We start from the raw sequence: 10,221 nt of genomic DNA on the forward strand, positions 1-10,221 counted from the left end.
GCGGCCCCGCGCTTCCCTCGCCTCCTGCGCGACGAGCAGCAACATCGGCAGCAGCGCCAGAACGGCGAAGACCGACCAGCTGCCGACCGAGGCACGCCAGCCCGCGGCATCGGCGATCGGCACCGCCAGCAGGGGCGGGATGGTGGCGCTGATCGCCAGCGTCGTGGCGTAGAGCGCGGTGAGAAGCCCCACCCGATCGGGGAAGTAGCGCTTCACCAGCGCCGGCAGCAGCACGTTGGCCACCCCCATGCCGGCGAAGGTCACGGCGCTGCCGAGCACGAGCGTGAGGTACGAGCCCGACAGCGCCCGAGCCAGATCACCGATCAGGATCGCGGCCAGCGCCCCGATCACCACGGGTTCGAGCCCGAAGCGGCGGTGCAGCGCCGGCGCGAACAGCCCTACGACCGCGAAGCAGACGGGAGGCAGCATCCCGAGCACGCCCACGCCGAGGCTGCCGAGCGCGATGTCGGCCGACACCTGGTCGAGGATGGGCGAGAGCGCCACGACCGCCAGGCGCAGGTTGAGCGCCACCACGACGATCGCGATCAGGGCGAGCGTGCGGCCGCGCCAGAGCGGGGCCGGGCCTGAAGCGGGGCCGGGTACCGGCTCCGGCGCCTCAGGAGGCGTCATGCAGGATGGCGCGCACGCCATCGACGTCGATGTTCATCTGCTCGATCAACGGGTCGATGCCGGTGTACTTCACCTGGCCCCGGATGCGCGCGACGAACGAGATCTCCACGAGGTGGTCGTACAGATCCAGGGTGCGATCGAGCACGTACGCCTCGACCTGCTTGGGCGGCACACCGTCGAAGGTGGGGTTGCTGCCCACCGAGATCGCTGCCGGATAGCGCTCGTCGCCGTCGGTGAGCCAGCCCGCGTACACACCGTCGGCGGGGATCAGCCCCTCCGACTCGGGCGAGAGGTTGGCCGTCGGAAAGCCGAGTTCGCGACCACGGGCGGCGCCGTGCACCACGACACCGCGGACGGCCGGCGTGCGGCCCAGCAGCTCGCCGGCGCGGGTCACGTCGCCCTCGGCCAGCAGCTCACGGATCCAGGTGGACGACACCTTGCGGTCGCCCTCGGGCTGCACCTCGGGAATGAGGTCGACGTCGAAGCCGAACTCCCGTCCGAGCTCGCGCAGCGTCTCGATGTCGCCGGCACCCTGCGATCCGAACCGGAAGTCCTGGCCCACCATCACCACACTGGTGTGGCAGACGTCGCGCAGGATCTTCTCGGCGAACTCGCGCGGCGTCATCGAGGCCAGAGCGCCGTCGAAGCGGATGAACAGGGTCGCGTCGACACCGGTGCCGGCCAGCAGATCGAGCCGCTGGGCGTTGCTGACGAGCTCGTCGGGCCGGGCCGCCGGGTCGAGCTGGGCGAGCGGATGCCGGTCGAAGGTGATGATCACCGACTCCAGATCGCGGGCACGGGCGGCCGAGAGCAGCTCGTCGATGACCGCGCGGTGGCCCGCGTGGACGCCGTCGAACTTGCCGATGGTCACGGCCGACGGGCCGAAGTCCGCCGGAACCTCGTCGAGCGCGTAGTACGTCTTCATCGGTTCTTCCGCAGCCACAGCATCCCGAGCACCGGCAGCACGAGGGGGATGAACAGATAGCCCATGCCGTACCACGACCAGACTGATGGCTTGGCGAAAAGCTCCGGCAGCAAGAGGCTCAACGTCCCCACGGTCAGCACGCCCACCAGTTCGAACGTGATGGTGACCCAGGCCACCCGGTACCAGACCGGCCCGGGGGCGATCAGGGCGACGGTGGCGACGATGTAAACCACGGCGGCCAGCGTCGATAGCGTGTAGGCGAATGGCGCCTGGTCGAACTTTTCGATGATCTCAACGACCGAGCGGCCCGTGGCGCCGAGCGCCAGGATCGCGTAGACGATGATGAGCACCCGCCCGATGCCCCGCGCACGGGTTCGGGTGGGCGGGGCGAGAGTGTCGTGTGCCATGTCGCTTCGAGTTTATGGCACCCGCACCTCCCCCGAGGGACGGAGAGGGTTCCTCCGGGAGCCGGATGCCTCGTGCCGCCCTGTCCGCTTGGCTGGAGGCATGAGCTCAGAACGCAGGAACAACCGCCCCCGCACCCTGTCCGTCACCGGTCTCGCCCTGGCATTGGGTCTCGGCTTCGGCCTCGCCGGCTGCGCCGACCCCGGTGCGGCGAACGGGTCGGGCGTCTCCACCGCGACCGCGGCCTCCTCGCAGCACTCCGCCGTCGCCCTGCCGGAGACCGCTCTCGGCGAGCAGGCCGGCTGGGTCATCTCCGCCGTCAACGGCGAGGTCGACGGCGATGCCCTGACGACCGGGATCACCTCCCGCTTCGCGCAGCCCGTGCTCGACCAGCTCGGCGCCGACGGACTCACCGAGGTGTTCTCGCAGCTGGGCGCCCAGGGACCGTGGGTGCCGACGGCCGTGCAAGAAGGCGGCACGCAGGCCGTCGTGACCATCACCTCCCCCGGCGGCGACTCGCTCGACCTGCAGATCGCCCTCGACACCGACGAGAAGATCGCCGGCCTGCTCTTCACCCCCTCGGCCGGCGACCGCACCCCGGCCACCAGCTGGGGCGAGCTCGAAGACGCCGTCGAGGGGTTCGCGTCGGACACGCGGCTCGTGGTCACGGAGGTCGAGCCGGCGGGTGCGGCGCAGCCGGCCGGAACCCCTCTCCTCGCCGCGGGACACGACGCCGCGGAGGCCATGCCCTCCGGCTCGATGTTCAAGCTCTACGTGCTGGGCGCGGTCGCCGACGCCGTCACGGCCGGCACCCTCGCCTGGGACCAGCCGCTCACCGTCACCGACGACGTCAAGAGCCTGCCCTCGGGCGAGCTGCAGAACTCGCCCTCCGGCAGCACGGTGACCGTGCGCGAGGCCGCCGAGAAGATGATCTCGATCAGCGACAACACGGCCACCGACCTGCTGATCTCCGCGGTGGGCCCGGAGGCCGTGCAGCGGCAGTTCTCCGTGATGGGCCAGAACGATCCCGCCATTAACGTGCCGCTGCTCACCACTCGTGCCCTGTTCCAGCTCGGCTGGGGCACGGGTGAGTCCGAAGCGGCCGGCCGGGCCGCCTGGGCCGACGCCGACAGCGCCGGGCGTCAGGCCATCCTGAACACGCTGCCGACCGGTCTCGTCGATGTGGCGGTGCAGGATGTGGCCACTCCGGTGTGGCAGAGCGGCCTCGACTGGTTCACCACGGCCGACGACCTCACGGCCGCGCACCTGGCGCTGCAGCAGAAGGCGCTCGACCCCGCCGCGGCCCCCGTGCGCGACATCCTCGCGATCAACAGCGGGCTCGGCGAGACCTTCGGCGACGACTGGAGCTACGTGGCGTTCAAGGGCGGCAGCTCGATCGGCGTGCTGGCCGGCAGCTGGTACCTGGAGCGGGCCGACGGGCGGACCTTCACCGTGTCGATCCAGGGCGAGTCGGCCGATCCGGCGGCGCTGGCCGACCAGGCCACCTTCTTCGGCCAGGTTCAGGATGCGGTGGCGCTGCTCGAGAAGGAGTGACGCGGCCGCCCCGCCCCGGGCGCCGGGCGCGGGATGCGGGTCAGGCGCCCTGCACGAACCAGATCACGTTCATCCGGTACACCATCACGGCCACCGCGAGGCAGACCGCGCCGAGGATGACCGTGCTCCAGCGGCTGCGTTCGATCAGGGCCCAAAATCCACCGGCCGCCGGCAGCAGTACGGCCGAGATCAGGTAGATGTAGAACTCCAGCAGGCTGCCGGAGGGGTTGTTGCCGAACGCGGGCGAGGCGATCGCGATCACCAGCTGGATGATCAGCAGCAGTTCGACCAGGGCGGTCGCGCCCATGCTGAGGTCGGTGGGCTTGCGGCCGCTGAGGCCCAGGATGACGCAGAGCAGCCCGGCCGCCACGGCCACGCTCACCTGCACGATGGTGAACCACTCGATCACGGGGTCGCTCCTGCCGGGGGTGCGTATTCATCGGGTGGGAAGTTCACGATGCTCTTGCCGCGGCCTTTGGTGACGGCGACCAGACCCACGAGACGGCCGTCCCCCGTGATGGCGGCGACGGGGCCGGATTCGCCGTCGGCCGTGAGCGCGGGGGACGCGGCCACGTCGATCCGCTGTCCGTGGCCGAGCGCGGCGGCGGCGTCGGTGTCGACCTCGAGCACGGGGAAGAGACGACCGGCGACGGACGCCGGCGTGAGGAGTGGGAGCGCGGCACCGGTCTCGGCCGAGTCCGCGAGTTCGTCGAGGGTGTGGGTGTCGGCGAGGCCGAACGGGCCGATGCGGGTGCGGCGCAGGGCGGTCAGGTGCCCGCCCACGCCGAGCAGAGCGCCCACGTCCCGGGCGATGGCCCGGATGTAGGTGCCCGAGGAGCAGACCACGCGCACGTCGATGTCGACGAACTCGCCGGAGGCGTCGCTCACCGGTCGCGGGCCGCCCAACAGCTCGATCTCGGAGATCGTGACGGTACGCCCGTCGAGCACCACGTCCTCCCCCGCGCGCACGCGGGCGTAGGCGCGCTTGCCGTCGACCTTGATGGCGCTCACTGAGCTCGGCACCTGCACGATCGTGCCCCGCTGGGCGGCGAACGCCTCGCCGATCGACTCCTCGGTGAGCGCCCGCACGCGCGTCGGGTCGGCAGCGTCGAGCAGCTCGCCCTCGGCATCGTCGGTTGTGGTGGCGGCGCCCAGGCGCACGGTCGCGAGGTACTCCTTGTCGAGCCCAACCACGAAGGTGAGCAGCCGGGTCGAACTGTTGACGCCGAGCACGAGCAGTCCGGTGGCCATCGGATCCAGCGTTCCCGCGTGCCCTACCTTGCGCGTTCCGGCGAGCCGGCGGGTGCGGGCGACCGCGTCGTGGCTGGTGAACCCCGCCGGCTTGTCGACGAGCAGGATGCCGCTGACGGCCGATGACGCAGATTTCACGCCTGCCACGCTAACAGTTCGCCGCACCCCCTCTTCGCGAGCCGTCGATTTTGGCCCTTCTCTCGGCGGGATGGGGCCAAAATCGACGGGTCGCGAGGAGGAAGCGCTCAGCAGGAGTCGGAGAAGACGCGGCGCGGATGCTCGGGGGCGTTCACGTCGATGATCGCGCTCGCGCCGAATCGCGGCCCGGCCTCGGCCTGGTACAGGTCGTCGGCACCGAGAACGGCGGCCGGCAGGCCGAAGCGCCGCGTCTCGAGGTACGCCGTGAAGTTCAAGGTGCCGCGCAGGCCCGGCCGTTGCAGGAACGGCCCGTCCAGGATGAGCACCGCGTCGGCGGGTGCGGTCAGCCAGGCCGACTCGCGCGGAGCATCCCGGGCGGCGTCGAACGAGGCGAGCTGGAAGCCCGTGCTCCCGCCCATCCGGAACGGCTCGATCAGCACCCGGGACAGCGTCGACACGTCGTACCGGTCGAAGTAGTAGCCCTCGCCGGAGTCCGCCCCGCGCAGCTCACGGGCGGCCCGTGGCCGCTGGAAGTCGTCCATCGATGCGCGAACCACCGTCGACCCCGCACGCCGATACGCCGCACCGAGCTCGTCGGCGAACCCCCGGGTGCCTTCGACGCCGTCGACGCCCACGATCACACGCCCCGCCCGGTAGTTGTGGGCGATCTCCTTCGCCAGCGCATCCGCGAACTCACTTGCCGCATCCGGTCCCGTCACCATGCCGCCAGTCTACGTCTGCGACGTTCTAGGGTTGAGGGATGCCCGAGAAACCGCCGCCGAGCGCCGGCCCCAGCGCCGGCGCCGAGTTCGCGGACCGGATCGTGGACTGGTTCGGCGAGAACGCACGCGACCTGCCATGGCGCCGACCGGGCTTCCCGGCCTGGGGCACCCTCGTCAGCGAGTTCATGCTGCAGCAGACCCCGGTCGTGCGCGTGATCCCGCGCCTCGACGAGTGGCTCACCCGCTGGCCGACGCCCGCCGCCCTCGCAGCCGACGCCCCCGGCGAGGCGGTGCGCGCCTGGCAGTCCCTCGGCTACCCCCGCCGTGCCCTCAACCTGCACGCCTGCGCGGTCGCGATCACCGAGCGCCACGACGGTGTCGTGCCGAACGACGTGACGGCCCTCCTCGCCCTCCCCGGTGTGGGCGACTACACCGCCCGCGCCGTGGCGGTCTTCGCGTACGGCTCCCGCCACCCCGTAGTAGACACCAACATCCGCCGCGTCATCGCCCGGGCCGTCGACGGCCTTCCGGATGCGGCATCCCCCAACGCCAAACGCGACCTCCCCGCGATGACTGCCCTGCTCCCCCCGGACGACACCGCAGCCGCCCGCTTCAACGCCGGCATGATGGAGCTGGGCGCCCTCGTCTGCACCGCCCGCTCCCCGAAGTGCGAACTCTGCCCCCTGGCCGACCTCTGCGCCTGGCGTCAGAGCGGCTACCCCGACACCGAGGTCTCCCGTCGCCCCACCCAGAAGAAGTACGAGGGTTCAGACCGCCAGGCGCGAGGCGCCCTCCTCAAAGTCCTCAGAAGCACGCCGCACCCGGTCCCCGCAGCAGTCCTCTCCCAGGCCCTGACCGACCAGGCCCGCTACGGCAGAGCCCTAGCCGGCCTCCTCAAAGACGGCCTCATAGTCGCCTCCGAAGACGACCTTTTCCAACTCCCGTAGAGAGAAGGAGACGTAGAGATATACGCGCCCGTCACAGTCGAGCTCACCGGAGGGTGATACGAACCACGCCCGAGGCGAACACGACTGCTCGCCATCACCGCCGCAATCCGGCACATCGTAGCATCCAGGACACGCTCCTTGGCCGCATCCGTCAATCCGGAAGTGGTCATCGGGGCATAGAACTGACCGCGCAAGCGACGTCAAGCGGACAGTCTCAGGGCGAGACTCAAGGCGCTCAAAATAAAGAGGATATGGAGAATTTCGTGCGCAAGATTCGGTCGGACGTTGTTGCCACGCTTAGGTAGACACTGGACAGTCTTGCCGTACTCTCGCATCGCCTCAACCTCGCGCTCGGATTTAGTTCCAAAGAAATATGGTCCGTACCACGCCAGCCAGACAAGAACGAGAAAGACGACCACGTAGAACAGATCGTATGCAGTGGCCCATAACGGAAACGGCTGATTGAAATAGGCAATAAAAGTCGCGAGCACCAAAGCGACAGGCAGCGTGTTGCCGAGAGAACTCGCCAGTCTCCGACCGAATCCTCCCGCCTGGGCTGCCGCCAAATCGTTGAGCGGAAAGAGGGGAATCCAATCGATGACGATCATGTAAAGCAAAAAGATCGAATAGGCGGCGATCGAAAGAACCGAGAGAGTCACTTTAGTATCATAGACACCCTCTGAGTATTATTCATTTTACTTCACTCATCAGTCCGATCTGACGACACCGATCAGTCCGATCTAAAGGAAGTCTCGGGCTCAGCTACACGCCCCAAAAAAGCTACCTCACCGCATACGAAGGTGACAATCAATGACGTTGGCAAGGAGCTAGTACGTGCCTCCAGATTTGCTCTTGAAGGGCAGCGCTCACCGCTCGTCGTCGAACGGCCCGTCTTCCTCATCCTCACCGATGACCCGAGGCTTCACATAGGGATCCGCGTCCCCGGCATAAGTAGCCGACTTCGCAAGATTCTCGACCGCAGCATCCCGGACCTTGGCCTCGGCCAGCAGCTCTTCGAGCGCATGAGCGTTCTCCGGCAGAGCATCCGCGATGAACTCCAGCGACGGCGTCAGCCGGGCCGTGATGTTCTTCCCGACCTCGCTGCGCAGCATCCCGGTGGCCGACTTCAGAGCCGCGGCCGAATCAGCCCGCTCCCGGTCGTCCCCGTAGACGGTGTAGAAGATCGATGCATGCTGAAGGTCACCGGTGACTCTCACATCCGTGATGGTCACGAACCCGAGCCGAGGATCCTTGATCCCCTTCTCCAGTCGCTTGGCCACGATCACCTTGATGCGGTCCGCCATCTTCGCAGCCCGAGCCGGATCAGCCATTCCTTACCCCTTACTTCCTTGCAGCGAGTGTAAACGTAAGGGACCCGGTGAGGGTCTCGCTCTCCGCCGCCTTTGGGCGAAGCCCAATCCTAAGGCGGAGAGCGAGACCCTCACCGGGTCCCGACCACAGGTCAGACCCGCGGCTTCTCCTTCATTTCGATCGTCTCGATCTCGTCGCCGATCTGGATGTCGTTGAACTTGCCGAGGCCGATACCGGCTTCGAAGTCCGTGCGCACCTCGGTGACGTCGTCCTTGAAGCGGCGCAGCGACTCGATCGCGAGGTTGTCCCCCACGACGACACCCTCGCGGATGACCCGAGCCTTGGCGTTTCGCGTGATCGTTCCCGACCGCACGATGACACCGGCGATGTTGCCGAACTTGGAGGAGCGGAAGATCTCGCGGATCTCCGCGACACCCGACTGCACCTCTTCGAACTCGGGCTTGAGCATGCCCTTGAGCGAGCTCTCGATGTCGTCCAGCGCGTTGTAGATGACCGAGTAGAAGCGGATGTCCACGCCTTCTCGGGCAGCACGCTCGCGCGCCTTGGTGTCGGGACGGACGTTGAACCCGATGATGATCGCGTTGTCGACGGTCGCCAGGTTGACGTCCGACTCGGTGACGGCACCCACACCGCGGTGGATGATGCGCAGCTGCACGCTGTCGTCGACCTCGATCTTGAGCAGCGACTCCTCGAGTGCCTCGACGGCACCGGAGACGTCACCCTTGATGATGAGGTTGAGGGCTTCGACCTTGCCTTCTTCGAGGGCACGGGTGAAGTCTTCGAGCGAGATGCGCTTGCGGGCCTTGGCCAGCGAGGCGTTGCGCTCGGCGGCTTCGCGCTTCTCGGCGATCTGACGCGCGGTGCGGTCTTCCTCAGTGACGAGGAAGGTGTCGCCGGCTCGGGGCACGGACGAGAGTCCCTGCACCTGCACCGGACGCGACGGGGTCGCCTCGGTGACGGTCTCGCCGTTCTCGTCGACCATGGCACGAACACGCCCATAAGCGGTTCCGGCCACGATCGCGTCTCCGACGCGGAGCGTTCCCGACTGGATGAGCACGGTCGCAACCGCACCACGGCCCTTGTCGAGCTTCGCCTCGATGGCGATACCACGGGCATCCTTGTTGGGGTTGGCCCGCAGGTCGAGCCCGGCGTCGGCCGTGAGGATCACGGCGTCGAGTAGGTCCTGGATACCGATGTCGTTGCGTGCGGACACGTCGACGAACATCACGTCTCCACCGTATTCTTCGGCCACGAGGCCGAATTCGGTGAGCTGCTGGCGCACCTTCGCCGGGTTGGCGTCGGCCTTGTCAATCTTGTTCACCGCGACCACGATCGGCACGTTGGCCGCCTGGGCGTGGTTCAGGGCCTCGATGGTCTGCGGCATGATGCCGTCGTCCGCCGCCACCACGAGGATGGCGATGTCGGTCACCTGGGCACCACGAGCACGCATGGCGGTGAACGCCTCGTGGCCCGGGGTGTCGATGAAGGTGATCGGGCGCTCGATGCCCTCGTGCTCGGTGATGACCTGGTACGCACCGATGTGCTGGGTGATGCCACCCGCCTCGCCGGCGACGACGTTCGCGTTCCGGATCGCGTCGAGAAGGCGCGTCTTACCGTGGTCGACGTGACCCATGACGGTGACGACCGGGGGACGGATCTCCAGGTCTTCGTCGGTCTCGTCTTCCAGCTCCTGGTCGAGGTCGATGTCGAAGCCCTCGAGCAGCTCGCGGTCTTCCTCCTCCGGCGACACGATCAGGATCTTGTAGCCGAGCTCTTCGCCGAGCACCTGGAAGGTGGCCTCGTCGAGGGACTCCGTGGCCGTCGCCATCTCACCGAGGTGGAACAGCACGGTCACCAGGTTGCCGGGGCTCGCGTCGATCTTGTCGGCGAAGTCGGTGATCGAGGCACCGCGACGCAGCCGCACGGCGGTGTTGCCGTCGCCGCGGGGTACGCTCACGCCACCCAGCGACGGGGCCTCGCGCAGCTCGAACTCTGCTCTCTTCGTGCGCTTCGACTTGCGCGCCTTGCTCTTGCCGCCACCGCGACCGAACGCACCGGCGGTTCCACCACCGGGGCCGCGGCCACGACCGCCCGCACCCGGACGGGGTGCGAAGCCGCCGCCGGGTGCTCCACCCGGACGGTAGCCGGGCGTGCCGGGAGCGGGACGTGCGCCGCCACCCTGGGCAGCGCCCGGACGGAAGCCACCGGCTCCACCGGGGCCGCCGGGACGGAAGCCGCCGGGGCCGCCGGGACGCGGAGCGCCCGGACGGGGTGCACCCGGACGCGGGGCTCCGGGGCGAGGAGCGCCGGGACGCGG

The 10,221-nt window shown here is 68.5% G+C and carries 11 protein-coding genes; 2 read left to right on the plus strand and 9 right to left on the minus strand.

The features are described from left to right. The 3 genes from Q0D75_RS20420 to Q0D75_RS20430 form a co-directional block, all read right to left on the minus strand. Positions 1 to 630: MFS transporter (locus Q0D75_RS20420; RefSeq protein WP_366513469.1), on the minus strand; the 630-nt coding region annotated here is incomplete at its 3' end. Beyond that, complete coding sequence (locus tag Q0D75_RS20425) at positions 617 to 1,555, minus strand: bifunctional riboflavin kinase/FAD synthetase (protein WP_291057620.1); 939 nt, start codon at positions 1,553 to 1,555, stop codon at positions 617 to 619. The genes Q0D75_RS20425 and Q0D75_RS20420, both read right to left, overlap by 14 nt. Continuing rightward, positions 1,552 to 1,962, minus strand: a complete 411-nt coding sequence (locus tag Q0D75_RS20430; RefSeq protein WP_291057622.1) for a hypothetical protein — start codon at positions 1,960 to 1,962, stop codon at positions 1,552 to 1,554. Before Q0D75_RS20430 ends, Q0D75_RS20425 begins: the two co-directional genes overlap by 4 nt. Before the next feature lie 100 nt (positions 1,963 to 2,062). Between Q0D75_RS20430 and Q0D75_RS20435 the strand changes: the two genes are divergently transcribed. Beyond that, the gene (locus Q0D75_RS20435) at positions 2,063 to 3,514 is read left to right on the plus strand and encodes a serine hydrolase (protein ID WP_291057624.1); all 1,452 of its coding nucleotides are present in this window, start codon (positions 2,063 to 2,065) and stop codon (positions 3,512 to 3,514) included. Positions 3,515 to 3,554: 40 nt separating this feature from the next. Here the strand turns inward: Q0D75_RS20435 and Q0D75_RS20440 are convergent, their stop codons facing one another. The 3 genes from Q0D75_RS20440 to Q0D75_RS20450 all read right to left on the minus strand — a co-directional run bounded on the left by Q0D75_RS20440 (position 3,555) and on the right by Q0D75_RS20450 (position 5,625). Continuing rightward, entirely contained in the window at positions 3,555 to 3,923 is a 369-nt protein-coding gene (locus Q0D75_RS20440; protein ID WP_291057626.1) for a hypothetical protein, read from the minus strand. After that, positions 3,920 to 4,903 carry a tRNA pseudouridine(55) synthase TruB gene (gene truB, locus Q0D75_RS20445; protein ID WP_291057628.1) on the minus strand — a complete coding sequence of 328 codons (984 nt, stop codon included), beginning with the start codon at positions 4,901 to 4,903 and terminating at the stop codon, positions 3,920 to 3,922. Before truB ends, Q0D75_RS20440 begins: the two co-directional genes overlap by 4 nt. Positions 4,904 to 5,010: 107 nt before the next feature. Next, complete coding sequence (locus tag Q0D75_RS20450; RefSeq protein ID WP_291057630.1) at positions 5,011 to 5,625, minus strand: uridine kinase; 615 nt, start codon at positions 5,623 to 5,625, stop codon at positions 5,011 to 5,013. Between the two features lie 38 nt (positions 5,626 to 5,663). Here Q0D75_RS20450 and Q0D75_RS20455 point away from each other — a divergent pair, with 38 nt between their 5' ends. After that, on the plus strand, positions 5,664 to 6,572 hold the full coding sequence (locus tag Q0D75_RS20455; protein ID WP_291057632.1) for an A/G-specific adenine glycosylase: 909 nt from the start codon (positions 5,664 to 5,666) through the stop codon (positions 6,570 to 6,572). A gap of 200 nt (positions 6,573 to 6,772) precedes the next feature. Here Q0D75_RS20455 and Q0D75_RS20460 read toward each other — a convergent pair whose 3' ends face one another. From Q0D75_RS20460 to infB, 3 genes are all read right to left on the minus strand, one after another. Next, positions 6,773 to 7,231, minus strand: a complete 459-nt coding sequence (locus tag Q0D75_RS20460; protein ID WP_291057634.1) for a hypothetical protein — start codon at positions 7,229 to 7,231, stop codon at positions 6,773 to 6,775. A 207-nt stretch (positions 7,232 to 7,438) separates the two neighbouring features. Beyond that, complete coding sequence (gene rbfA, locus Q0D75_RS20465) at positions 7,439 to 7,903, minus strand: 30S ribosome-binding factor RbfA (protein WP_291057636.1); 465 nt, start codon at positions 7,901 to 7,903, stop codon at positions 7,439 to 7,441. Between the two features lie 131 nt (positions 7,904 to 8,034). Continuing rightward, a partial coding sequence (infB, locus tag Q0D75_RS20470; protein ID WP_291057638.1) for a translation initiation factor IF-2 occupies positions 8,035 to 10,221 on the minus strand: 2,187 nt, incomplete at its 5' end.

This window comes from Herbiconiux sp. (assembly GCF_023264855.1).
GTDB lineage: Bacteria > Actinomycetota > Actinomycetes > Actinomycetales > Microbacteriaceae > Herbiconiux.

What these genes read in the sequence shown, in the direction of transcription:
- Q0D75_RS20425 (WP_291057620.1), bottom strand. Translation starts at nt 1,555, where the DNA reads ATGAAGACGTACTACGCGCTCGACGAGGTTCCGGCGGACTTCGGCCCG.
- Q0D75_RS20430 (WP_291057622.1), bottom strand. Translation starts at nt 1,962, where the DNA reads ATGGCACACGACACTCTCGCCCCGCCCACCCGAACCCGTGCGCGGGGC.
- Q0D75_RS20435 (WP_291057624.1), top strand. Translation starts at nt 2,063, where the DNA reads ATGAGCTCAGAACGCAGGAACAACCGCCCCCGCACCCTGTCCGTCACC.
- Q0D75_RS20450 (WP_291057630.1), bottom strand. Translation starts at nt 5,625, where the DNA reads ATGGTGACGGGACCGGATGCGGCAAGTGAGTTCGCGGATGCGCTGGCG.
- Q0D75_RS20455 (WP_291057632.1), top strand. Translation starts at nt 5,664, where the DNA reads ATGCCCGAGAAACCGCCGCCGAGCGCCGGCCCCAGCGCCGGCGCCGAG.
- rbfA (WP_291057636.1), bottom strand. Translation starts at nt 7,903, where the DNA reads ATGGCTGATCCGGCTCGGGCTGCGAAGATGGCGGACCGCATCAAGGTG.